General features: G+C 40.1%; 20 protein-coding genes. 18 read left to right on the top strand and 2 right to left on the bottom strand.

Going from position 1 to position 25088, the window contains the following annotated elements; all coding sequences use genetic code 11:
- Positions 1-20 precede the first annotated feature (20 nt).
- The 4 genes from QM454_RS00885 to QM454_RS00870 all read left to right on the top strand — a co-directional run bounded on the left by QM454_RS00885 (position 21) and on the right by QM454_RS00870 (position 5473).
- The gene (locus tag QM454_RS00885; RefSeq protein ID WP_432360391.1) at positions 21-1556 is read left to right on the top strand and encodes an AbgT family transporter; all 1536 of its coding nucleotides are present in this window, start codon (positions 21-23) and stop codon (positions 1554-1556) included.
- Between the two features lie 80 nt (positions 1557-1636).
- A complete protein-coding gene (locus tag QM454_RS00880; protein WP_432360388.1) occupies positions 1637-2941 on the top strand; it encodes an amidohydrolase in 1305 nt (434 codons plus the stop codon).
- 13 nt (positions 2942-2954) lie between these two features.
- A complete protein-coding gene (locus QM454_RS00875; protein WP_432360385.1) occupies positions 2955-4385 on the top strand; it encodes a M20 family metallopeptidase in 1431 nt (476 codons plus the stop codon).
- Between the two features lie 137 nt (positions 4386-4522).
- Entirely contained in the window at positions 4523-5473 is a 951-nt protein-coding gene (locus QM454_RS00870) for an AEC family transporter (RefSeq protein WP_432360382.1), read from the top strand.
- A gap of 90 nt (positions 5474-5563) precedes the next feature.
- On the opposite strand, the gene QM454_RS00865 is transcribed toward QM454_RS00870, so the two are convergent.
- Positions 5564-6208, bottom strand: a complete 645-nt coding sequence (locus QM454_RS00865) for a hypothetical protein (RefSeq protein WP_432360379.1) — start codon at positions 6206-6208, stop codon at positions 5564-5566.
- Between the two features lie 370 nt (positions 6209-6578).
- Here QM454_RS00865 and nikR point away from each other — a divergent pair, with 370 nt between their 5' ends.
- From nikR to QM454_RS00830, 7 genes are all read left to right on the top strand, one after another.
- Positions 6579-6998, top strand: a complete 420-nt coding sequence (nikR, locus tag QM454_RS00860; RefSeq protein WP_432360376.1) for a nickel-responsive transcriptional regulator NikR — start codon at positions 6579-6581, stop codon at positions 6996-6998.
- 75 nt (positions 6999-7073) lie between these two features.
- Positions 7074-8681: an ABC transporter substrate-binding protein gene (locus QM454_RS00855; protein WP_432360373.1), complete on the top strand. Its 1608-nt coding sequence runs from the start codon at positions 7074-7076 to the stop codon at positions 8679-8681.
- A gap of 1 nt (position 8682) precedes the next feature.
- Positions 8683-9684: an ABC transporter permease gene (locus QM454_RS00850; RefSeq protein ID WP_432360370.1), complete on the top strand. Its 1002-nt coding sequence runs from the start codon at positions 8683-8685 to the stop codon at positions 9682-9684.
- The gene (locus QM454_RS00845) at positions 9681-10553 is read left to right on the top strand and encodes an ABC transporter permease (RefSeq protein ID WP_432360368.1); all 873 of its coding nucleotides are present in this window, start codon (positions 9681-9683) and stop codon (positions 10551-10553) included. Before QM454_RS00850 ends, QM454_RS00845 begins: the two co-directional genes overlap by 4 nt.
- A gap of 65 nt (positions 10554-10618) precedes the next feature.
- Entirely contained in the window at positions 10619-11542 is a 924-nt protein-coding gene (locus tag QM454_RS00840) for an ABC transporter ATP-binding protein (protein WP_432360365.1), read from the top strand.
- Positions 11532-12143, top strand: a complete 612-nt coding sequence (locus QM454_RS00835; protein WP_432360363.1) for an ABC transporter ATP-binding protein — start codon at positions 11532-11534, stop codon at positions 12141-12143. The genes QM454_RS00840 and QM454_RS00835 overlap by 11 nt, the downstream gene beginning before the upstream one ends.
- 137 nt (positions 12144-12280) lie before the next feature.
- The gene (locus QM454_RS00830; RefSeq protein WP_432360360.1) at positions 12281-13099 is read left to right on the top strand and encodes a ZIP family metal transporter; all 819 of its coding nucleotides are present in this window, start codon (positions 12281-12283) and stop codon (positions 13097-13099) included.
- A gap of 81 nt (positions 13100-13180) precedes the next feature.
- On the opposite strand, the gene QM454_RS00825 is transcribed toward QM454_RS00830, so the two are convergent.
- Positions 13181-14791, bottom strand: a complete 1611-nt coding sequence (locus tag QM454_RS00825; RefSeq protein ID WP_432360357.1) for a GNAT family N-acetyltransferase — start codon at positions 14789-14791, stop codon at positions 13181-13183.
- Between the two features lie 274 nt (positions 14792-15065).
- On the opposite strand from QM454_RS00825, the gene QM454_RS00820 reads away from it, so the two are divergent.
- The 7 genes from QM454_RS00820 (at position 15066) to QM454_RS00790 (ending at position 25056) form a co-directional block, all read left to right on the top strand.
- The gene (locus QM454_RS00820; RefSeq protein ID WP_432360354.1) at positions 15066-15722 is read left to right on the top strand and encodes a sugar transferase; all 657 of its coding nucleotides are present in this window, start codon (positions 15066-15068) and stop codon (positions 15720-15722) included.
- Between the two features lie 36 nt (positions 15723-15758).
- Positions 15759-17072, top strand: coding sequence for a polysaccharide biosynthesis tyrosine autokinase (locus tag QM454_RS00815; RefSeq protein WP_432360351.1), 1314 nt, complete (start codon positions 15759-15761; stop codon positions 17070-17072).
- 82 nt (positions 17073-17154) lie between these two features.
- Positions 17155-18303 (top strand): O-antigen ligase family protein, encoded by a 1149-nt coding sequence (locus QM454_RS00810; RefSeq protein ID WP_432360348.1) that lies wholly within the window; start codon positions 17155-17157, stop codon positions 18301-18303.
- A gap of 63 nt (positions 18304-18366) precedes the next feature.
- Positions 18367-19377: an NAD-dependent epimerase gene (locus tag QM454_RS00805; protein ID WP_432360345.1), complete on the top strand. Its 1011-nt coding sequence runs from the start codon at positions 18367-18369 to the stop codon at positions 19375-19377.
- A gap of 10 nt (positions 19378-19387) precedes the next feature.
- Positions 19388-20668 (top strand): nucleotide sugar dehydrogenase, encoded by a 1281-nt coding sequence (locus QM454_RS00800; protein WP_432360342.1) that lies wholly within the window; start codon positions 19388-19390, stop codon positions 20666-20668.
- 33 nt (positions 20669-20701) lie between these two features.
- Positions 20702-21856 (top strand): glycosyltransferase family 4 protein, encoded by a 1155-nt coding sequence (locus QM454_RS00795; protein ID WP_432360339.1) that lies wholly within the window; start codon positions 20702-20704, stop codon positions 21854-21856.
- A gap of 5 nt (positions 21857-21861) precedes the next feature.
- Positions 21862-25056 carry a GNAT family N-acetyltransferase gene (locus tag QM454_RS00790; RefSeq protein ID WP_432360336.1) on the top strand — a complete coding sequence of 1065 codons (3195 nt, stop codon included), beginning with the start codon at positions 21862-21864 and terminating at the stop codon, positions 25054-25056.
- Positions 25057-25088: the final 32 nt, after the last annotated feature.

Here is a 25088-nt window from a genome sequence, read left to right as displayed (position 1 = left end):
TATACTACAGGAGGTAATATATGGAACGGTCTACAGAAAACACTAAGAAGCAAGGATTGTTTATTCGGTTTCTAAACATCGTTGAAAGGGTTGGAAACCGATTACCGGATCCTTTTATGCTATTTGTCTACTTGGCAGTCGTCGTTATGATTGCATCATTCATTTTCGCCCAATTTAATGCATCTGTCATCCATCCAGGATCGGGTGCCGAACTGAAAATTAAAAACTTACTTTCTGGTGAAGGTTTACAATATATTCTCTCGTCGATGATTACAAACTTTACGGGCTTTGCGCCTTTAGGTTTAGTATTGGCGATGATGCTTGGAATCGGTTTAGCAGAAAAAGTTGGTTTGCTCGAAACTGCAATTAAGAAAACAGTTTTAAAAGCTCCAAAGAAATTAGTTACGTATGCAATTGTTTTTACAGGAATTATGGGGAATTTAGCTTCTGACGCAGCGATGATCTTAATACCGCCACTTGCTGCAATGGTGTTTTATAAGCTTGGACGTCACCCGCTTGCTGGTTTAGCGGCAGGGTTTGCAAGTGCGGGTGCTGGATTTACAGCGAATTTATTAGTCGTTGGAACAGATGCACTTTTAGCAGGTATTTCAACGGAAGCTGCTAAAATGATTGACGAAACAGTAATCGTTACACCGGTTGATAACTGGTACTTTAACATCGTTTCTGTTTTTGTTTTGACAATTGTCGGTGGCCTAATAACGGATAAAATTATTGAGCCGAAGCTCGGTAAGTTTACTGGAGATGCGGTTATTAAGGCGATGGACGAAGATTTGCCAAATGCAAGTAAAGGCCTACGTAATGCCGGTTTGGCAGGGCTCGGTTACATTGCGTTACTAATGCTCGTTATCTTTTGGCCAAACTCTCCATTGCGCAATGAAGATGGCGGTATGATTCCTTCGCCATTTTTAACGGGTATCATTCCAATCATTATCTTCTTCTTTGTAACGATTGGCGTCGCGTACGGATTAACAACGGGTACAATTAAATCGACAAAAGACGTTTCAAAACATATGAGTGCATCCATTCGAGAAATGTCAGGTTACATCGTTCTTATTTTTGCGGCATCCCAATTTATTTCGTACTTTAACTGGACGAATATTGGGACATGGCTTGCGGTGAACGGCTCAGAATGGTTAAATAAAGTCAACCTAACGGGCATTTGGGTTATAATTGGTTACATTATTTTCACTGCATTGTTGAATTTCTTAATTACTTCCGGATCGGCGAAGTGGGCATTAGAAGCACCTGTATTCGTGCCTCTGTTCATGCAGCTCGGTTACCACCCGGCATTTACACAAGTCGCTTACCGGGTTGCGGATTCATCGACGAATATCATTACACCGTTAAATGCTTACTTCGTAGTGATTTTATCGTTCATGCGTGAATATGACAAAAAAGCGGGAATCGGAACGTTAATCTCTTTAATGATTCCTTATTCCTTAGCATTTCTAGGCTCTTGGATCATTTTGATACTTGTGTTTTACTATGCCGGTATTCCATTTGGCCCAGGTGTAACGCCATTTTATACACGATAAATTATGAAACGACTTGGCGTACTGTTGCGGGTAGACTGCAATAGTACGTCTTTTTTTAAAAAAATTTGGGGGTGACGTTTATGGACAAGCAACACCAAATAGTAAACCTTGAGCAACAGCTGCAAAACTGGCGACGCGACTTTCATCAATACCCGGAAATTGGTTTTTTGGAAATGCGAACAGCATCGATCGTCGCAAGCTATTTAGAAGACTTAGGGTATCGCGTATATGCAGGTGAAGAAGTGATGAAACGGGAAGCGAGAATGGGCGTACCGGATCAGGATACTTTGGATGGACATTTCGAATGGGCAAGACAAAATGGTGCCGATAAAAAATGGCTAGACCGCTTTGCGGATGGAATGACTGGCGTTGTAGGCGTTCTCGATACAGGGAAACCCGGTCCAGTTATCGCGTTTCGGGTTGACATGGATGCGCTTGAGATTCAAGAAGAATTGTCACCCGGCCATTTTCCGTTTGACGAGGGATTTGCTTCGGTAAATGAAAACACGATGCACGCTTGCGGTCATGATGGTCATACAGCGATTGGGATGGGGCTTGCGAAGCTCTTGATGGATGATAAAGACTCGCTTAACGGCATCGTGAAACTTATTTTCCAACCTGCAGAAGAAGGAACGCGTGGTGCGAAATCGATGACAGAAGCAGGTGTTGTAGATGACGTGGACTACTTCATTGCAACACATATCGGGACAGGTGTTCCTGCTCGTCATGTCGTCGCAGGAAATGCCGGTTTTCTGGCAACAACAAAAATGGATGTCGTATTTAAAGGAAAAGCCGCTCACGCTGGGGCAGCTCCGAATGAAGGGCACAATGCACTCGTTGCAGCTTCAACGGCAGTACTTGGATTGTATGGAATTCCCCGTCACGCAGCAGGTGCATCTCGTATTAATGTAGGTGTACTAGAAGCGGGAAGCGGGCGTAATATTATTGCATCGCAAGCGTTATTGAAAATAGAAACACGTGGAGAAACTTCCGAAGTAAACGAGTATATACGCGAGCAAGCGCTATCGATTTTAAAAGGTGCGGCTTTAATGCACCAAACAGAAGTAGACATTCAAATTGTCGGGGAAGCTATAAGCAGTACACCAAGTGATGAATTAGTGGACATCATTTCCGAAGTGGCAGCGTCTTCACCGTATATCGATCAAGTCATTCCACGAAGCGATCAAGCCGCCGGTTCTGAAGATGCTACTTATTTTATGGAGAGAGTGAAAGAACGAGGCGGTTTTGCGACGTATATGATCGTTGGAACGAATTTGTCAGCGGGACATCATCATGAACGGTTCGACTATGAAGAGGACGCTCTTCTGACTGGAGTCGATTTATTGTTCCGAACAGCAAAAGCACTGACGAAAGTAAATGATTAAAGGAGTGTCAAGGATGAATGATCTTCAGAAAATAGTTCAATTCGTAGAAGAAAAGAAAGAGAAATGGATAGATGTTAGCAAGCAAATTTGGGGATTTGCAGAAACACGATTCGAGGAAGTGCAATCCGCGGAACTGCTTTGTGAAACGCTTGAGTCTGAAGGTTTTACTGTCGAAAAAGGACTAGCTGACATGCCAACTGCATTTGTCGGCAGCTACGGTTCTGGCAGTCCTGTCATCGCGTTCCTAGGAGAATATGATGCGCTTTCTGGATTGAGCCAAGAAGGCGGTACAGCAACACCGTCACCGATTGAACAAGGCGGCAATGGACATGGTTGCGGTCATAATTTACTTGGGACGGGTTCATTGGCTGCTGCAGTCGCATTAAAAGATTTAATGCAAAAAGAAGGTTTGCAAGGAACGATTCGTTACTATGGCTGTCCTGCTGAAGAAGGTGGGTCTGGTAAAACGTATATGACTCGTGCAGGCATTTTTGATGATGTCGATTTTGCGTTATGTTGGCATCCATGGTCAACAAACGAAATTTTCACAGGCAATTCACTCGCTAATTATCAAGTTTACTATCGCTTTAAAGGAAAAAGTGCGCACGCAGCGGCTGCACCGCATCTTGGCAGAAGTGCGTTGGACGCAGTGGAGTTAATGAACGTTGGCGTAAACTACTTGCGCGAACATATTATACCTGAAGCACGGGTTCACTACGCGATTACCAACTCAGGGGGCTTCTCGCCGAACGTCGTCCAAGCTGAAGCGGAAGTGTTGTACTTAATTCGCGCACCGAAAACACCGCAAGTTCAAGAAATTTATGAGCGGGTATGTAACATCGCAAAAGGCGCAGCGTTAATGACCGGAACAGAAGTTGAAATCGTTTTCGATAAAGCTTGTTCAAATCTAATTCCAAATAAAACAATTGAAACGAAAATGTATGAAGTGTTTAATGAGATCGGTTTACCTCAATACAGCGAAGAAGAGCTAGCGTTTGCAAAACAACTACAAGCAACATTGTCAGTTGCAGATATTGAAAATGACACGAGTAAAATGCCGAAAGAAGTGGCGGCGCAGCTAAAAGGAAAAGCAATGGCAGATGTCCTCCATCCATACAATCCGGATGACGAACCTTCTATTTTTGGTTCAACGGATGTTGGAGACGTAAGCTGGGTTACACCAACCGCACAACTTTTCGGTGCATGCTGGGTAATCGGCACGCCAGCTCATACGTGGCAAGTTGTATCGATCGGGGATACATCCATTGCACAAAAAGGAATGCTGGTAGCAGGAAAAGTTATGGCAGGAACTGCGCTCGAAATGTTAAGAAATCCAGAGCTCATCGAAAAAAGTAAGCTGGAGCTAAAAGAACGTCTTGGCGACAATGTTTACAAATGTCCAATTCCAGACGATATTATGCCAGCGAGCAATGAAAAGAAGTAATAGAATATGCATAAAAGTAGAAAGCAAACTGTCCTCCTTCAAGGAAGACAGTTTGCTTTTTTTTGAGAGGATCATATGTAGTACCTTCTCTCCTTTACATTCATACGCTAAAACAGCAAGGGAAGGAGAGGAGATTATTGTTATCTACAAGTACATTTATACAAGCTATCGTACCCCTCTATGTCATTGCATTCATTGGCTTCTTAGGCAGAAAAAGGGAAATCCTTAACGCCTATGCGAATCAAGTCATAACGCAACTAATGCTATACATCACCTTACCAGCATTAATTTTATACTCACTTCATACGACTTTTTCAAAAGAAATGGTGACAGATTTTGCTTGGTTGGTCGCCATGTCCATCTTTATCCTAAGTATATCGGTTATTTTAGGTGCTTGGCTAAGGAGAAAAGCTAAGCTGCCAATGACACAAAAAACTGTGTATGAAAGCTTAATCATATTTGGAAATCAAGGTTTCTTAGGGTTTGCGATTATTTATATCGTGTTAGAAGAACAAGGCATAATGTATTTAACGTTATTTAATGTCTGTTATTTACTCTTAATTTGGACGTATGGCATCCACCTATTTACGAGGAGTGGGCAAAGTGTTAACTGGAAGGCGTTCGTTTTTAATCCAGGTATTTTATCGACCTTAGTCGGATTGGTCCTGATGTTTCTCCCGTATTCGTGGCCAAGTTCGTTAGTAACTACATTTGACCTTGTTGGTAAAATGACGATTCCATTGTCAATGCTGTTAATTGGAAGTTTGCTTGCAGACATCGGATGGCGACAATTACAACAATACGTTAAAAATAAGTACATTTGGGTAGCGGCAAGTTTTAAGCTACTCATTCTCCCGTTATTTTTGCTCCTCTTTCTCTTTCTTCAAGTACCATACTCGTTGCTCATTGTTGCCTTGTTGACAGCTGCAATGCCGAGTGCTTCCACGACATCTGTTTATGCGCAAAAATTTGGCGGAGATGCTTCCTTTGCGTCATTTGGTGTCATGTTGTCGACTTTGCTTTGTATGCTAACGATTCCATTGCTATATAGTTTACTTCAATGGCTGCAGTCCTATTTCTACTTTTGAAGTTCTAAAATGATTCAAAATGAAAAGCCCGAAATCGATGCGTGATGATCCGCAAAGATTTTCGGGCTATAAGCTTAGTAAGCTACTTGTTTACGACAATGTAGGAAATGTAATTAGCAATTCTCCATTGTTATTCATAACTTCAATGACTTCATTGTCAAATAGGTAAGGGGTGTCATTTTCATCTTGTCGTTTAACTTTCTCATACATATTTCTTACAGATAAAACGGGGAATGTCACCGGTATGAAACGTCCTTTATGTAAGACTTTCATATTGCCCATTAAAAACAACTCTTTGCTCGAAGCTGCAAAACTTAAGTGGCCGACTTGTTTAGCTGAACTTCCCGATACTAATTTAACGTGTTGTAACAAGGAAATTAGGCATAAGATGAAATCATTAATTACTTCAGCAGGCAGCTTTTCCAAACCTTGTTCAGTAAACATTGCGTTGAAGCCGTTCCGGATTTCTTTAAAGGAGAACATAGGCTCAATTTTTTTCTTTTTCCCTTTTCCGAGGTTGTTTATAATTTCTTGGCAATCGTCAAAAAATGCTTTTACGTATCCTGTATACTTTTCCCTATGTACAATAAAATCTCCGAGCTCCTTTATTACTTTATTGTCTTGCGCATCTTCTTTTACAAACAGTAAAAAACTTAAAACATCTTTTTCATCAAAACGTCTTTCTTTAAATTTATTGTAATAGTACTCAAAAAGTTGTCGTTCTTTTTTATCCATTGTATCTCACTCCTATACAAACATTCATTCCTCTATCATACCACGTAACGTTTTATGAGAATAATATTTTCCCTAGTTCCCGTCATCTCTCGTAGTCCAAATTTAATAGACAATTCCCGCGATACGATTCCATGATTAGAAGTAAGTGTCATAATTGACTACTTGAACGATAGACATTATAATCTAAAAGGAATATAGGCATATCGTTGTCTAACGCTATATAACAATTCATTATGTGTATGCGTGTTACGAATATTAACAAACGTGCTACCATATAGTGAAGAGGTAGTGGGAGTTCGTGAAACTACGCGTATGCGTGCTACGAATGTGTGAATTCGTGTTACTAATACCGTGAAAAGGTGGTGGAGATATGTACGATTCAACTTTGAAGAGATTCGGTATTTCGATGGAAGGCGGACTGCTCAGTAAGTTTGATGCATTGGTCAAACAGAGGGGGTATGAAAACCGCTCGGAAGCAATTCGAGACCTTGTACGGGAAGCACTTATACAGCAAACGTGGGAAGATGGAGAGCAGCTAATTGCTGGTAGTATTCTCTTGTTTTATGACCATCACCAACGCAATTTATTGGAAGAAATGACGAATACCCAACATCGCTTTCACGATGTAATACTAGCAACTACACACTTCCATTTGACTCATGATAGCTGTCTTGAGCTCATTATTGTGAAAGGGAAAGCGAAAGATATTCAGGAACTGAGCAATAAATTGACGAGCCTAAAAGGTGTAACATATGGGAATTTCACAGTAGCGCCTGTTGAACAACTGTAACGAAAAAAGTCGATAACTAGTAAATGTATGAAACTTTTCTACGAAAATATTTTTTCCATACAAGGAGTGTATGTTATGTCAAAGAAATTTTTTGGTCTCATCTTTATAGCCTCTTTAGCTATTTCGATGATGTTAGCAGGATGTTCATCATCCAAAAGCGGCGATAAAACTAAAGTAGAGCGACCAAATGATGAGGTCGTTTTGGCATTCGGTTCTGAGCCGGCGACTGGTTTTGACCCTACAATTGGTTGGGGACGCTATGGTTCACCGCTCTTCCAAAGTACGTTGTTGCGAAGAGACGATGATCTTAAAATTGTAAATGATCTTGCTACAAACTATGAAGTAAGTGAAGATGGAAAAGTTTGGACGGTTACATTACGCGATGACGTTAAATTTTCAGATGGTGAACCGCTAACTGCTAAAGACGTAAAATTCACGTTTGAAAAAGCAGCTGGCAGTGGGTCAGTTGTCGATATGAACGTAGTAGAGAAAGTTGAAGCAATCAATGACACGACAGTGAAGTTTACATTGAAAGAAATTCAATCGACATTTATAAATAACCTAGTCGCAACGGGAATTGTACCGGAGCATGCTTATGGTGACGATTATGCCGAAAATCCTATTGGGTCCGGTCCATATCAACTTGTACAGTGGGACAAAGGACAACAGCTGATCGTCAAATCGAATCCGGAGTATTATGGCAACAAGCCGCATTTTAACAAAATCACTTTCTTATTCCTAAGTGAAGACGCAGCATTTGCCGCGGCTCAGGCAGGTACTGTCGATCTTGCCGCTATTCCTGCCGCGTTTACACATAAGAAAATTCCAGGCATGAAATTGGAATCCGTTAAAACGGTAGACAATCGTGGAATTGTGTTTCCTTTTGTAAAGTCGGGTGAGTTTACGGAAGATGGTCTACCAGTCGGAAATGACGTCACAGCAGATGCTGCGATCCGTCATGCGATTGACATGGCTGTTAATCGTGAAGTGTTAATTGACGGGGTGTTGGAAGGGTACGGAACTCCAGCATTCACTTCCGTTGACGGCCTTCCTTGGTGGAATCCGGAAACGGTTATTGAGGACGGAAATATGGATGGGGCACGAAAACTATTGGAGGATGCAGGCTGGAAAGATACCGATGGTGATGGGATTCTTGAAAAAGGCTCTCTGAAAGCTGAATTCAGCCTTTATTATCCGGCAAATGATGAAGTGAGACAATCACTTGCCATTGCAGTTGCTGATATGATTAAACCACTTGGCATTAAGATAATTGTTGAGGGCGGAAGTTGGGATGTCATCGCTAAGAAGATGCATTCGGAAGCTGTGCTCATGGGGTGGGGAAGTCATGACCCACATGAACTTTATAATATTTACGGTGGCGATAATGCCGGCGTAGAGTGGTACAATACCGGATACTATAAAAACGATAAAGTAGATGAGTACTTCGAGAAAGCACTTCGCTCAAAAAGTGAAGAAGAGGCAATTGAGTATTGGAAAAAAGCACAATGGGATGGGACAACTGGCTTAAGTGGCAAAGGTGATGCCGCATGGGTGTGGTTAGTGAACATCGACCATTTGTACGTCGTGAAGGAAGGGCTTGACATCGGTAAGCAGAGAATCCATGTACATGGACATGGCTGGCCGGCTACAGATAATATCGTTAATTGGAAATGGAGTAAGTAATGTGCGTATAAAAACTGGTGTAAATATTGGGGTTTTCATACTGCAAAAAGGGTTGCGAATGCTAACATTATTGTTCGCCATTTGCTTAATATCCTTTTTGTTAATGAAAAATTCCCCCATTGACCCAATCCAAGCTTATGTTGGTGCGGATATGATGAAGGTAGGTCCTGAACAGCGGGAGAAAATCGCTGAGTATTGGGGGCTTGATCAACCCGTCATGGTGCAGTTTTTCAATTGGGGATCTGCCTTGCTGCAAGGTGATTTAGGAAACTCAATGATCTTCCGCAGGCCGGTATCTGAAATTATAGGGGAACGTTTCGTCAATTCGTTAATACTCATGTTGACTGCATGGGCATTATCAGGCATCATCGGATTTGTTATGGGTGTTGTGTCCGCTATGAAAAAAGATACGTGGATCGATCGGATTATTAAATTATATTGTTATACGTTGGCATCGACGCCTACTTTTTGGATGGGTCTTCTCATGCTGATTGTATTTGCAGTATGGCTTGGTTGGTTCCCAATTGGGTTAGGGGTGCCAGCAGGTGTTCTTGCTGAAGATGTTACATTGGCGGATCGCCTACAGCATCTACTACTTCCGGCATTAACGTTAAGTGTACTAGGTGTCGCGAATGTTGCTTTGCATACGCGCCAAAAGCTAATTGATGTGCTTGAGAGCGACTATGTGTTGTTCGCAAGGGCAAGAGGCGAAAAAGGTTTCATGTTGTTTTGGAGGCATGGTTTACGCAATATTGCGTTGCCGGCAGTCACGTTACAATTTGCTGCATTCAGCGAATTGTTTGGTGGCGCTGTACTTGCCGAGCAAGTGTTTTCATACCCAGGGCTTGGCCAAGCGACAGTGGAAGCAGGGTTACGAGGTGACGTCCCGCTGTTATTGGGATTAGTCCTCTTTAGTACAATATTTGTTTTTGCAGGGAACTTAATTGCAGATCTGATCTACTACGTTGTGGATCCGAGAACGAGGGAGAGTCGAACAGTATGATTCAAAACCTCAAAGAAGAACAAAACAAGTCAAAGTTAAAATGGTTTTATTTAAACCGAAGACAAAAAACGCTTTTTACAATTATTGTTGCGGCAATACTCCTCCTGTCCGTTGTAGTGGGCGGTGCATTGCTCGATCATGATCGAATTGCAACGAATCTTATGGAGCGAAATTTAGCCCCTTCTTTAGACCATCTCTTTGGTACCGATTGGTTAGGAAGGGATATGTTTATCCGTACGATCATGGGGCTTTCCTTAAGTATGGGAGTAGGGTTAATAGGGGCGATTGGAAGTACGTCAATTGCTCTTATTATTGGGATGGCTGCTGCAACGATGGGAAAAACGGCAGACCGTGTACTTTCATGGCTTATTGACTTATTTCTAAGTGTGCCGCATCTCGTAACGTTAATACTAATTTCATTTACATTAGGCGGCGGATTTAAAGGGATTGTTATCGGGCTCATGCTCACCCACTGGCCAACTCTTGCACGTGTCATAAGAGCTGAAGTGATGCAAGTTCGTTCGGCCGAATACGTCCAAATTTCCCGACGAATGGGGAAATCCCGTTGGTGGATTGCGGGAAATCACATATTTCCGCATTTAATCCCTCAGCTATTCATCGGCTTTATGCTCATGTTCCCTCATGTGATCCTGCACGAAGCTTCGGTCACATTTTTAGGATTAGGGTTATCGCCGCATGAACCAGCTATCGGGATCATCTTATCGGAATCAATGAAATACTTGTCGTCCGGTATGTGGTGGCTCGCATTTTTCCCGGGTCTTTGTTTACTCATTGTTGTACGGACATTTGAAGCGATTGGAGAAAATCTCCGTCTGCTCATAGATCCTGTCAGAGCGAATGAGAAGTGAGCTGTAAAATGGAAAGGAATGAGGCAAATAGTAGTCATTCCTTTCGTCAGGTTAGGAGGTACCGAATGTCAATCCTTGAAGTGAACGATTTATCAATCTCTTTCAATCAATATACAAGCGGGCTAAAACAAAGGAAATTGAATGTCATTTCGAACTTAAACATAGCGCTTGAAAAAGGGAAGATTACAGCAGTCGTCGGAGCAAGTGGTTCTGGGAAGAGCTTGTTGGCAAACGCCATTCTCGGAATCTTACCGAATAATGCAAATGTCAGTGGAACGATTAGCTATGAAGGAGAAGTGCTTACGCAAGCACGACAATCTTCATTACGCGGTTCAGAAATTGCGCTCATCCCACAATCAGTAAATTATTTAGATCCGCTCATGCGTGTAGGCAACCAAGTCCGGACTTCCGTAAAAGCAGGAGACCCTGTGGGAGAACAGCAAAAGGTTTTTGAGCGACTTCATTTGAATAAAAACGTGGAAAAAATGTATCCGTTTCAGCTTTCCGGAGGCATGGCGCGGCGGACTCTATTATCTACCGCAATCGTTAGTGGGGCAAAGGTAATTATTGCAGATGAACCAACACCTGGACTCGATCCAATTGTCATTAAGGAAGCGTTGGAAAGCTTCCGGGAACTTGCAGACAGTGGATGTGCTGTTATGCTCATTACGCATGATATCGGTTCCGCATTAACAATTGCGGATGAAATAGCTGTTTTTTATGCGGGGACTACCGTTGAAATAGCTCCTGTGGACAATTTTTCGGGTGACGGTGAAGCGCTTCGACATCCTTATACAAGAGCGTTATGGAGAGCATTGCCCCAAAATGATTTTATCCCGATACCGGGTTCACAGCCCCATCCAGGTGAATTGCCGCCCGGTTGTCTGTTCGCTCCTCGTTGCCCACTTGCAACGCCAGAATGCGACAAAGGACAACCGGAAATGCGCAACCTTCGGGATGGAAAGGTGAGGTGTATACATGCGGATTGAAGCGAAAAATCTAGGCTTCCGTTATGGGGATGGACCTTTTTTATTCCGGGGAGTTAATTTGACTGTAGAGCAAGGCGAAATCGTAGGGCTCACAGCGCCGAGTGGGCACGGGAAAACAACACTTTGCCGTATTTTAGCAGGCTTTGAAAAACCGTTAGAAGGAAGTGTATCGATAGACGGTACACCAATTTCTTCAGACGGATACCATCCTGTCCAATTAGTTTTTCAACATCCGGAAAAAGCGGTGAACCCGCGATGGAAAATGGAGAAGGTGTTGAACGAAGGGGGCAAGCCTGATCCCGGACTGCTAGACTTACTAGGGATCCAGCAGGAATGGATGACACGTTGGCCAAATGAGCTATCTGGCGGCGAATTGCAACGGTTTTGTGTAGCGAGAGCATTGAATGCAAACACACGCTTTTTAATTGCTGATGAAATGACAACAATGCTCGACGCAATTACCCAAGCCCAAATTTGGCACGCGGTTTTAGAAGTCGCCAAAAAAAGGTCGATGGGCATTATCATTGTCAGTCACGAGAAGGCGCTCGTCGATAGACTTTGCGACCGCGTCATCGATTTGAATCAAATGGATGCAAACTGAAAATAAAGTATTTCCTTGTCGTAATGGCATGGATATACTTTATTTTTTTTGTGAATAATCTTTCATTGCATGAAGCATTAAAGCTTCATATAATAGCAATAACTTATAGGTTCATTACACATATGAGGAGAATAAAGATGATCGATTATTTTCTAGGGCTGAGCCCGGTTCAACAAGCATTGGTCGCCACCTTGTTCACATGGGGGATGACTGCTGTCGGAGCTGCCTTAGTCTTTACAACGAAGAAAGTAAACCAGAAGTTAATGGATGGAATGTTGGGCTTTGCGGGTGGTGTCATGATTGCTGCAAGCTTTTGGTCGCTACTAGCTCCCGCCATTGAACTGGCTGAGGAAGTTAGTTCGTTCCCATCTTGGTTTCCAGCGGTTGTCGGCTTTTTACTTGGAGGCTTCTTTCTATGGTTAGCAGATAAGATCATTCCCCATTTGCATCCAAGCTCATCGATGAAGGACGCGGAAGGCATCAACCCCGCCAGTAGGAGGCGGAGCACTCTCCTCGTCTTTGCGATAACGTTGCACAACATACCGGAAGGCCTTGCGATTGGTGTCGCCTTCGGTGCAGTTGCTGCCGGCATGCCGTCCGCAACAATGGCAGCTGCAATTGCGTTAGCTGTTGGAATCGGAATTCAAAACTTTCCTGAAGGAACAGCAGTTTCAATGCCATTACGGAGAGATGGAATGTCTCGCCGAAAAAGTTTCTTTTATGGACAATTTTCCGGAGCAGTCGAACCGATTTCAGCTGTTATCGGTGTTCTCGCCGTTACGACGATGCAACCCCTTCTTCCATTCGCTTTGAGCTTCGCTGCAGGAGCAATGATTTTTGTCGTCGTGGAAGAAGTCATTCCAGGCTCACAGGAAAATGGTAATAAAGATTTAGCTTCAATTTGCCTCATGTTAGGATTTGCAGTCATGATGATACTGGATGTGGCGTTTGGGTAATTCGCTGCATTCGAGTGGCCGGTGCCTGTGCAAGATTTTTGTCTTGCGCAGGCATCAGGCACCAAATCAATGGAGCTGAAGTTATTTTTTTAGCCGCACAACATTTTGTATACCAAAGAAACGATATTTTCGCACCCGTTCAATATGATTAAATCCTAAGTCTTTAAGTTTTCGTTTTAAACGATAGGCACTCCCATTGGCGATTGTCCATATGGAAAGGTTTTGCATCGATTTGTCCTTGAGAATATCGTGTAAGTCTTTCAACTGGTAGTCAACGATAAAAGCTGATTGTGGAGGGAGATCTTCTGGAGGATTGACGATTTCCGTCCGAATCAATCGGTCATGCCGTTTAAAAATAATTTCTTGCTCCTCGTTAGCATAAAGACGGAAACCTTTGAAAAATTCTGGCACACGTGTTGATTGATTGTCCGTTCCTAACACTTCTTTGATCCCCACTTCGCGGAAATAGGAAATGTCTTCTGTATTGTTACGTTCCAGTCGGTACACATCGATTACTCGCAAATTTATTTGGCTCCGGATAACTGTCGTTAGCTTTTTGAGAAATTCTAAAATCTTCATATGTGAAATGAAATATTTAATTTCACCTAACGTTTCGCGTTTGAAATCCACATAACGACGGCTTGAACGGAGTTTAAATTTGAATGAATAAAATAAAGAGATAATATCTCGAAACACCCGTTCTCTTTTTCCTCTCGTGCTCATTACATACTGTCTCGTGAAATCTAAATGGGTGGACCATTCAACCTTATAGGGCTCATAGCCATTGCAATAATCCATTACTTTGATGTATGATGCTTTTGTTTTCTGCAAGTCTTTGTAGATGATCATACTGCCAGGACCGAAAAGGTGGAAATCTGGATCATGTCCAATTCGATAACAAGCCTTTCTATCCCTGCAGCACGCGTAAAAGGTGAACCCGATAATCGTATCTTCAAATTTAAGTTTGTTAACTTCTAGACGGAAGGACTTGCTTTTTTCATTGAATAAACTTTCGAAAAATGCCCTTTTTACTGGATTGGTGAACCCGCTGCTTTCGAACCTTTTCTTCCATCTCTTGTCATATATCTCGAATACTTCATTCAAATTCTCAACTTGTACTTCCTCATGCGTTACCTTGCCAAGGGTCTGCAGTTTCCGCTCACGACGATTGATGTTGGCGACCTTTTTTCGTAGCTTCCTCTTGTATTCCGGAAGTTCGATTAATGATAAATCGATTTTCGGTTCCACAGTTCTGAAGATGGAGTAAGGGAGTTGGTTCCGGATCGCATACGATTCAATGAGTCGGGAAGTTTCTTGGCTTTCAAGTAAGTCATTCAGCTGAAAAATAATCCGCCCAAAACGCTGTGAAAGCTCATCAAATAAGTACTCAACCGCTTTTCCTCGCCACTTTGTACATGAAATTACATCCATGTAATCGCTATGGATAAATTGAAATCGATGAATGCCGAACCGCACAGAATGTACAAATGGAAAGAAGGCGACAATCTCGTTATTGTATTTCACGATGTAAATTTCGAATGATCCAGGCTTTTTGAAGAACGACAACCAAGAGAAGAACCATTCAGGCTCAATGAATGGATTTGTGTTTCCCTCCTTTTCCAGCAATGTAGCCCAACTTCTCCTGAATTTCTCTAGTTCTTCTAATGAGTGCACGACGCTATACTGAAACATTCGAAGTCTTCCTGTTCTCCACATCATCATCCTTTTGTCATATTTCCTCTATAAAAATATATTCTTGGCCGGTAGAGATAGAACTGAAGTGAATAAATCTAAATGAGCATGGATGGGGCATTTTCCCGTCCGTGCTTTTTCTAGTGCTTAAAAATCTTGCGTGTATATCGTCATTAACGGAATACATTCAAATTGCATATGATACTTTGCAGAAACAATCAAATAGAGGTGGAATTGTTGTCATTGGCAAACGGATTATATGGAGGAGTGAAATGTGGAACGGGACAGTCACCAAAGAGTAGAAATGAATCCAATTGTAATCCAAAAGGATTTATTCAGAAAAAGGTTGTTTGATATTATCGCTAGCACAATTCTAATAGTATGTTGCATTCCCTTATTTCTTATTTTGCCGGTATTAATTGTAATCAATTCTGGTAGGCCGGTATTCTTCACACAATCGAGAACAGGAAGGAATCATGAACAGTTTACAATCATAAAGTTCCGTACTATGAAACAGACAAATAATGATGGCAATGTACATAAATATAACTGGAATGGTGGAGTTCCTGACGACTTTGTATTCAAATCCAGTTTTGATTCTAAGGTCACTCCGATTGGTAAAGTGTTACGAAAGTATAGTTTGGATGAGGTGCCTCAGCTATTTAATGTGTTGCTAGGGAGCATGAGCATGGTAGGACCACGGCCGGAAATTCCTGAAATTACGGCGTGTTACAATTCGAGGCAGGCGAAACGGCTTCACGTGAAACCAGGGTTGACTGGCTATGCCCAAATTAACGGACGGTCTGAAATTAATCACGGACAAAAAATCGAGTACGACCTATACTATGTTGAAAATCGATCATTCCTTTTTGATATGAAAATCCTATTGGCGACGGTGAAGTATGTAGTTATGGGGAAGGGAGCATATTGAATTGATATCATTCATTAACAACAAGGTAGGGGCATTATGAATGAAGATATCGGAATTAACGATTTAATAACCGCTATTCGTAAACGGATGAAGCGAATTATCTTGTTAGCCATTTTGTTTTTAGTTTGTGGTGGGTTAATCGGTTATTTCATTCCTCCTACTTATGAAGCGAAAATCGATCTTCTTGTAAACTCCGTCGTTGAATCACGAACGTCTCCGCAAATGGCGGAAATTGACACAAACCTTCGTCTGATCGAAACATATAAGCAAATATTAAAAAGTGACCGAATGGTAAACAAAGTGAATGCGAAGTTAGAAAATATTTATACAAAAACTGATTTTGCAAAAAAAATCAAATTTGAGTCTAACGATCGGTCACAAATTATTACCATTGTTGCACACGATAAAACAGCTGAAAGAACCGCAAACCTGGCAAATACTTATGCGGAAACTTTCCAAGACGAGATTGGAATGCTTATGAACTTCGATAATGTCACGATTTTAAAAGAAGTGGTCGCGGATTCAGATACTAAGATAATTAATTACAGTCCCATTCTTTACGCTACCTTCGCTTTATTCTTAAGTGTTGTAGCCAGTTTAGCCATAATCATCGCGAAAGAAGTCTACTATCCACTAATCGACTCCACGGAAAAGGTTGAAAAAATCCTCCAACTACATCCATTGGGACATATGACTAAAGAATTAGGTAGTTCCGATAGGTTAACGGGGATATATCAAAATTTCTCTAGTAATTTGGCAGTTAATGTACATTATTATTGTAGGCAACAAGGAATAAAAACAATTATGATGATTAGCCCTGATTCGGGAGAATGGAAGACGTTTATTGCTGAACATCTTGCAGTAGCAGTCGCGTCAAACAATATTAAAACTGTTTTTGTCGATGTTGATTACCGAAAATTGGATGGTTTTGCAAAGCCATTCAATCTACCATCTAGAAAAGGGTTAACTTCCGTTATTTTAGGACAACAAAAACTACAAGATGTCATTCAACAGACAAAACATGAGAATTTATTTTTCATTGGCACGGGATCACTTCTCCCAAATCCTACAATGTTTCTCATCTCGAAGAAAATGGAAAAAATCATTGCAGAACTGGAAAGTGAATTCGACTTAATTATTATCGATACGCCTAACTTATCAGTGCCTGATGCGATAAATTTATTACCGCTAGTGCATGGTACTATCTTCGTCATAAACGCACAAACAACAACAAAGAAAAAAGCTCTGGAAAGTCTCCATACATTGAAAAAATTTAATGGGAAAATACTGGGCGCTATTTTACATCATGGCAAAAATCTGTCACTCATAAAGAAACCTTATGATACTTGAAACTGGAAGGCTGCCATTTCATTATCTATGCGGTAATCTTGCACTCAGTTTTTCGGGAGATGGTTAGGAGACTTAAAATGAAATGAAAAAACTAATGATTACCTTCATCTCAACTGGATTGTTATTCACTAATTTTACTGGACTTCGCTTATGGGGCCCAGTTGGACTTGGTGAATTGCTATTACTAATTTCGTCTGTAAGCTTACTCATGTATCCGCTTAGCGGTAGGAATATAATTGTGAGTAAAAAGTCTATTGAATTGCTTCTATTGATTGCTTCATTTTTTTTCCTTATGACAGTTTCAACTGTGTACGGCCTGTTAAATTATAATTTTGTCTTACATGATTATGTAGCTTTTTTGCTCTCAATTCTTTTGATTAGTGCTCTTGCCTTTGTGGAAAATAGTCTTAAGTTAATTGATAAAATCATGAAAAGGTTTTATCTACTCTCTGCTGGGTATATAATTTTTCTTATCATATACGTATCATTCATTTCAAACACGTTTTTGGGACATAATTTGCTGTACTACAATGTCAGAATGCAAGGGTTTTCGACAAACCCTAATCAATTGGCATTATTAATGGTAATCATTGTCCCATTTTCCCTCTATTTTCTCCTGAAAGGGATTTATCCTAAACTATTCAATGTACTAGTTCTTCTAGGGTCCCTTTACGTCTCACTTCAAACCTATAGCGATGCCCTCTATGTTGCAATACTTTGTGGGGGCTTAGTTTTTTCGTTTTGTACTATTTTAGTTAGTGAAAAAGTAAGAAAAGGTACGAAAATCATCATCCTACTGTTTTTGTCATTACTACCATTCATAGTTGTTTTTATAGATAAAATGATGATTATATTTGAAGCATTTGATAAGAATAATGATCAGGCGAGTATTCGACTCATTCTTTGGAAAAATGGGCTCAAAGCATTCACCTCATCACCTTTTTGGGGAAATGGAACTGGTGCCCATTCAGGGGTTACTGGACCTTTCATGAATTTCGAATCACATAATTCATTCATAGACTTTATATCGATGTTCGGACTACTTGGCTTATTAATTGTCGCAATATTGTTTACGAAAATTGTAGTTAATAATCTGCAATCGCCATTTTTTTTGAGTGTCCTTTTTTCCATCCTTACTTTTTCAATGTTTCATAATACTATTCGACAACCGCTAGTATGGTTTTTTTTTACTGTACTTTATTTAGGTACTAATGCCAAAAAAAGCACGTAAGTTTTGACTGTTGATTGAATTTGAAGATGGCGATTGTTTCACGAATTTTTTGGAGGTGATTATTTGGATATTGTAGTAACAGGTGCAGCAGGTTTTATCGGTTATCATCTGTCTAAAAAATTACTGAAACTAGGACATCATGTGATTGGAATTGATAACCTAAATGACTATTATGATGTGTCGCTTAAAATTGCTCGAATCAATGACATCGACGATAATAATTTCACCTTCCATGTTCTTGATATTACAGATCGTGAAAAATTAACTACAGTCTTCGAAGAAAAAACGCCGGATCTTGTCATTCATCTGGCCGCACAGGCGGGGGTTCGTTACAGCTTGGAAAACCCCCATATTTATATCAATTCAAATATAATTGGTTTTATGAACATTTTGGAGGCGTGTAGGGCAGGACAGGTGTCTCATCTTATCTATGCATCATCCAGTTCTGTTTACGGTGCAAATACATCGTTACCTTTTAAGACTTCGGATAATATCGATCATCCATTGAGTTTGTATGCAGCGACTAAGAAGGCAAATGAATTGATGGCCCACACGTATAGTAGCTTGTATGGATTGCCAACGACTGGGTTAAGGTTTTTCACTGTTTATGGTCCTTGGGGAAGACCTGATATGGCATTATTCAAGTTCACAAAAAACATTATTGAAGGAAAACCAATCGATGTTTATAACAACGGGGAGATGCTCCGGGATTTCACATACATTGATGATATTGTTGAAGCGATTTGCCGACTCGTTGATAGTAAGGCAGAGCCAAATGTTGACTGGTCGGGAAATAATCCCGACCCCGCGACCAGTTTCGCACCTTATAGAATTTACAACATAGGTAACAATAGCCCTGTTAAGTTGCTGGATTTCATCGAACAAATTGAAGAAAAACTTCGAATCAAAGCCGTGAAAAATTTTCTACCATTGCAAGCAGGGGATGTTCCTGCAACGTATGCTGAAACAAATGATCTCTTTACAATGATTGGATTTCGACCACAGACTTCAATTCAAGAAGGTGTAGGTAAGTTCATTGATTGGTATTTGGAATACCACAATATAATTGAGTAGGATGGTTTATTTGATAAAAAAAATTGGAGTTATAGGGCTAGGGTATGTTGGTCTTCCTGTTGCGGTAAATTTCGGAAAAGAATTTCCCGTCCTAGGATTCGACATAGATAAGCAACGAATTAAACAGTTGACGCAAGGTATAGATTGTACAAATGAAGTGGTTCAAGCAGATATTTTGCAAACCAATATTGAATTCACAACTGACAGTAGACGATTGCGAGAAGTCGATTTCATCATTATTTGCGTTCCGACACCAATCGATTCCAATCATCAACCCAATTTGTCACATTTACTTGCAGCATCTGAAACTGTAGGGAAGCATCTACAAAAAAATACAATCGTCGTGTATGAATCAACTGTTTACCCCGGAGCAACGGAAGAGGAATGTATTCCTGTATTAGAAAGAGCTTCGGGGTTACGTTGTGGCGAGGATTTTTTTGTAGGATATTCACCTGAACGTATCAATCCAGGTGATCATATCCATACATTTTCGACCATAAAGAAAGTAGTTTCAGCGCGGGAACCAAAAGTGTTGGATATTATTGCAGAGACTTATGGGAAAGTCATCGGTGCCGGGATTCATAAGTCGAGTTCCATTAAAGTCGCGGAGGCAGCAAAAGTTATTGAAAACACACAACGTGATGTAAATATAGCCTTAATGAATGAGTTTGCCTTAATATTTGACCGGTTGGGAATTGACACGACGGAGGTAATAGAGGCAGCGAGGACGAAATGGAATTTTATTCACTTCACTCCTGGCTTAGTTGGGGGACATTGTATTGGAGTAGATCCCTATTACTTAACGTATAAAGCAAAAATGATTGGACATCATCCAGAGGTCATCCTTGCAGGTAGGCGCATGAATGATGATATGGGTAAATTCATCGCACTTACAATTGTTAAGAAATTAATAAAGCATGATGTCGCTATTCAAGGAGCATTAGTAACTGTACTTGGACTTTCATTTAAAGAAAATGTACGAGACTTGCGTAATTCGAAGGTAGTAGATATTATTCGAGAGTTGCAGGATTTTGGATTAACAGTCCAAGTGAATGATGATTTAGTTAATCCGGAAATTGCAAAAATGCAATATGGTATTGATGTTATTCCATTGAATGAACTGGAAAAATCAGATGCGGTCGTGTTGGCAGTTCCTCATCGTCATTATGTTGATGCTGGATGGCGACAAATGGAAGATTTATTGAAGGAGGGAGCATCCCTCGTTATTGATATAAAAAGCGTGTTGGATCTTAAAAAGAAACCTTCTCAAATTGATGTATGGAGACTTTAAATTGAAGACAGGAGTAGAAGGAAGGGGGATGAAATGAAGGTTCTTCAATTAACTGCAGTTGACTTCACGGTGAAGAAACTACTACTTCCCCTCGTGGATGAAATGATAGCTCAAGGCTATGAAGTGCATATTGCGTGTTTTGTTGATGAAATAGGTGAAGGACTACGAAACGAAAATTATATACTACACCATATACCTTTTAAACGGAATTTGAATTTGTTGAGCCATGTGAGCAGTTTACTAAAACTGCTCCAACTAATGAGAAAGGAACGGTATGCTATCGTGCATACCCACACGCCTGTCGCTAGTTTGATAGGAAGACTCGCTGCAAAATTAACAAGAATCCCTTTGATCGTGTACACCGCGCATGGGTTCTATTTCCATGAACATATGGGGAAATTAGCGTTCAAAATTCATTTTGCACTTGAAAAATTATGGGCAAGGGCATTCACCGATCAATTATTTCTTCAAAGTAAAGAGGATTATCAATTTGCGCTTGATAACAATTTTAAGCAAGCAAATCGATTGCATCATATTAATAACGGCGTCTCGAAGGTACGGTTTAATCCGAAGCTATTTGACACAAAAGTTTTAAAAGAGAAATATCAAATTACAGATAAATTGGCCTTTGCTTTTGTCGGGCGACTTGTCGAGGAAAAAGGACTAAAAGAATTGCTCAATGCATTTGCAAAAGTGAGTGAAAATAGGAATGACCTTGTGCTAATGGTAATTGGCGGTGCAAGCATTGGAGATCGAGATACTGTGCAAATTGAAGATTTGCTGAATACTTTGCCGGCCGAAACACGAAATAACATTAAATTTATGGGATTAAGGGATAATATTCCTGAACTATTAGCTGCTGTTGATATATTTGTACTTCCTTCTTATCGAGAAGGCCTTCCACGTTCGATTATTGAAGCAATGGCAATGGGCAAACCTATAATTGCTACTAATATTCGTGGTTGTAGAGAAGAAGTGCAAGACGGCGTAAATGGATTCCTGTGCACTCCGAAAAGCAGCACTTCACTCGCTAACGCCATGGAAAAAATGATAGAGAACAAAGATCAGAGAGAAGAAATGGGTAGAACGGGAAGAGAAATTTTTTTACGAGAGTACGATGAAGAACGAGTTTTGGAAAGGCAAATGACCATTTTTAATCGATACAGAAAAAACCACCTAAAAGGGTAGCGGATATGGAAAACTTGGGTTCCTTGAAAAGTAAGACAATAAAGGGGTTATGGTGGAGTTTCGCTGATTTAATGATTAATCACGGAATTCAATTCGTCATTCAAATTATTCTTGCGCGCTTATTATTGCCAGAACATTTCGGTATTATAGGCATGATTTTAATATTCATCGCCATTTCTGAATCGATTATTGAAAGTGGATTTTCACAGGCATTAATACGTGATCAACATGCTACACAAGTGGATTATTCTACAGTATTCCATTTCAATATGATCGTTTCTATATTACTCTATTTACTTATATTTTTATCTGCTCCTATTATTAGCGATTTCTTTAACGAGCCGCAACTCGTAAGCATAATTAGAGTACTGTCGACAGTGCTGATCATTAAATCCCTTGGAATTGTCCAAAGGGTGTTGTTACGAAAGAAAGTTGACTTTAAAACAATGACAAAGATCAGCTTCATTTCCGTCATTTGTTCAGGCACTGTGACAGTCGTCATGGCGTTTATGGGGTATGGCGTATGGAGTTTAGTCGTCAACATGATCTTGTTGCAGTCTGGGCAGACAGTATTTTTATGGCTATTCAATCGATGGTATCCTTCTTGGACATTCAATATTCAGTCGTTCAAAAGATATTTTGTGTTTGGCTACAAATTACTGCTATCCGGTATGATTTATACATTTTATGAGAATTTATACTTCCTTATTATTGGTAGACTCTTTACCCCAAATCAGCTTGGTTATTATACAAATGCAGTCAAAGTGAAAGATTTAGCGTCAATGGCTATTATTGTAACCGTTCAGCGTGTCACTTTTCCTGTACTTAGCAGCATTCAGAATGACGAGGAACGTTTGAAATCCGGCTTCAGAAATACAATCAAGACTGCGGCTTATATTAACTTTCCATTAATGATAGGGTTGGCCGCAATAGCAAAGCCGTTATTTCTTTTGTTATTAGGAGAGAAATGGCTACCATCCGTTATCTATTTTCAATTGCTTTGTTTTGAGGGGATGCTTTATCCAATTCATTCCTTGAACCTGAATATTTTACAGGTGAAAGGAAGGTCTGATTTATTTTTATTACTTGAAGTCATAAAAAAAATCATTTTAACGATTTTGATTGTATGCGCATTGTATTTTAGTTTAGGAATACTAGGTTTAATTGGAGCGGCGGTAATCAATTCGTTCATATCCTTACTTTTAAATGCAGTATATTCGGCGAAACAAATCGATTATTCATCAACTGAACAGCTTAAAGACCTTTTGCCAAGCTTCCTAATTGCCGTAATTATGGGTGCTATCGTCCACCAGTTCGGAAGTATGCTAGCAATAGGGAATGGACTGCAGCTTATTGTTCAAATTTCTCTTGGTGTAATCATTTATATAGGATTAAGTAAACTAGTAAAGATTCAGGAGTTAAAAATGATTTATGAGCTCCTATTACCTTTTATTAAAAAAACAAGGCGTCTAATCAGAAAGCGAACAAATAATGTCGATGATAAAATATGCAAAGGGGAGACTATGGAATTATTTAGTATTACTTCACTAGAACAGTTGACGGAATATGAAAAACAATGGTCTCTTATTTTGGAAGAGAATAAAAATAGCAATCCATTCATTGAATTTCCATGGATATTCGAATGGTGGAAACATTTTGGTGGAAATGATGTTGAGATTTTAGTTGTGAGAAGTGAGGGAAGGGAAATTGGTTTTCTTCCTTTTCGTGTAAAACGTAACCTGTTTGGATATGTATATACATTTATGGCATTCGGTGATGCCAATTATATGGATATGGTTATTGAAGAAGGGCGAAACGATGAAGTAATTGCTTTTGTTTTGGATGAGGTTTTTAGGACGAAAAGAAACGTTGTCTTCTATTTACATGGTTTATTGGAAAGTGGAAAGGCGTCGCGAAGTTTGGAAAATTATTTACGTAAACGAAAACTTGGCTTTTCGGTCCACCGTGTCATTACGCCTTACGTTGACTTAGAAAAGATTGTTAATGACGAATATATGAATAAGAGGCAAAGGCTGCACCGGTTGTCACGACGAGAAAAAAGACTGCGAGAAAACGGTTCAATCGAAATACTACGAAGTAGTCTGGAAGAGATGGATGAAATATTCAATCTGCATGATAAACAATGGAAAAAGAAAAGTGATACAAGCGGTTTTTCAGATGAAAAGAAAAAAGAATTTTATCGAAGTTTGGCATGTATTAACGAAGGGCCATTAAAAACGGAGATAGATTCACTTAATTTGAACGGCACAATAATTGCTTTTAGTTATGGCTTTAAGTGCCGGGGACGTTACCTGTCTTACGTGTTAGGCTTTGACACGGATTTTGAAGTGTTTAGTCCAGGAAGAATTCTTGAAAAGGAATTAATTCTTCTGTGTAAAAAGAGAAAAGACCGAATTTTTGACTTGAGTATAGGTTATGAGACGTATAAATTTGATTGGAACACCGACGAGGATTTCACGCGAAGAATGATTTTTTCTTCAGGTGGATTGGTAGCTAAAATGATGAGGTTGAAATATTCATGGAAAGAAACGTTGATTGAGCGAATAAAGAAGAATTACCGACTTGTCCTTTTTAAGCGGAATAGCATGGGGAAGTTTTCATATGTACTTCGAAATTTATTCAACGAGAAGGAATCGGTGGAAGCAAGAGCGGAATTGTATGGCTATTTAACTAGAATTGGAAATTTTATTTACAAACGCGAACGACATATCGTGTACAAAGTTAAGAAAATAAATTTGCCCGAGTTGCCCACCAGCAATAATTATTACGAACTGAATCTCGGAGCAGCATTAGACAATCGAATGAATACCAGAGGAAGGAAAAATGATTTTTGTCGGAAAGTGTATGGGGGATACAGGGGGTATTACACATTAGAAGGTGAAACGTTTGACGATGTTACTTGGACAAATGAAAAAGTGTTGCGTATAGATAGCGTGCCTTACGTTGAAAACTTCCGACGAAAGTCTGTCTCTATTGAGAACTGGAAAGAAGGGGAACTAAAAGAAATTTGCGCATTAATAGTAAAGGAGAGCTCAGCAGGGATCTTATACACAACTGTTAGAGAAGAGGAAAAGACTAAAATCGCCGAATTGGAAAGTATAGGTTTCACAGCTGAAAAACATGTCTTTAAAAGGACATATTGTGGTTTCAGTAAAATGATAATTTCCCATTTTGAGTGATGAGGATTTTAGTGTTTGGAAAAGTATACTTT

The sequence above is a fragment of the Sporosarcina sp. UB5 genome (assembly GCF_050859005.1).
In the GTDB taxonomy this organism is placed as follows: domain Bacteria; phylum Bacillota; class Bacilli; order Bacillales_A; family Planococcaceae; genus Sporosarcina.
The sequence above is the reverse complement of the archived record's forward strand: the minus strand, read 5'-3'. Positions and strand labels throughout refer to the sequence as shown.

Excerpts from the sequence above, each read along its gene's own strand:
- QM454_RS00825 (WP_432360357.1), bottom strand. The coding sequence starts at position 14,791 with ATGTTTCAGTATAGCGTCGTGCACTCATTAGAAGAACTAGAGAAATTC.
- QM454_RS00875 (WP_432360385.1), top strand. The coding sequence starts at position 2,955 with ATGAATGATCTTCAGAAAATAGTTCAATTCGTAGAAGAAAAGAAAGAG.
- QM454_RS00810 (WP_432360348.1), top strand. The coding sequence starts at position 17,155 with ATGAAAAAACTAATGATTACCTTCATCTCAACTGGATTGTTATTCACT.
- QM454_RS00815 (WP_432360351.1), top strand. The coding sequence starts at position 15,759 with ATGAATGAAGATATCGGAATTAACGATTTAATAACCGCTATTCGTAAA.
- QM454_RS00835 (WP_432360363.1), top strand. The coding sequence starts at position 11,532 with ATGCGGATTGAAGCGAAAAATCTAGGCTTCCGTTATGGGGATGGACCT.
- QM454_RS00795 (WP_432360339.1), top strand. The coding sequence starts at position 20,702 with ATGAAGGTTCTTCAATTAACTGCAGTTGACTTCACGGTGAAGAAACTA.
- QM454_RS00840 (WP_432360365.1), top strand. The coding sequence starts at position 10,619 with ATGTCAATCCTTGAAGTGAACGATTTATCAATCTCTTTCAATCAATAT.
- QM454_RS00865 (WP_432360379.1), bottom strand. The coding sequence starts at position 6,208 with ATGGATAAAAAAGAACGACAACTTTTTGAGTACTATTACAATAAATTT.
- QM454_RS00880 (WP_432360388.1), top strand. The coding sequence starts at position 1,637 with ATGGACAAGCAACACCAAATAGTAAACCTTGAGCAACAGCTGCAAAAC.
- QM454_RS00885 (WP_432360391.1), top strand. The coding sequence starts at position 21 with ATGGAACGGTCTACAGAAAACACTAAGAAGCAAGGATTGTTTATTCGG.
- QM454_RS00830 (WP_432360360.1), top strand. The coding sequence starts at position 12,281 with ATGATCGATTATTTTCTAGGGCTGAGCCCGGTTCAACAAGCATTGGTC.
- QM454_RS00845 (WP_432360368.1), top strand. The coding sequence starts at position 9,681 with ATGATTCAAAACCTCAAAGAAGAACAAAACAAGTCAAAGTTAAAATGG.
- QM454_RS00855 (WP_432360373.1), top strand. The coding sequence starts at position 7,074 with ATGTCAAAGAAATTTTTTGGTCTCATCTTTATAGCCTCTTTAGCTATT.
- QM454_RS00790 (WP_432360336.1), top strand. The coding sequence starts at position 21,862 with ATGGAAAACTTGGGTTCCTTGAAAAGTAAGACAATAAAGGGGTTATGG.
- nikR (WP_432360376.1), top strand. The coding sequence starts at position 6,579 with ATGTACGATTCAACTTTGAAGAGATTCGGTATTTCGATGGAAGGCGGA.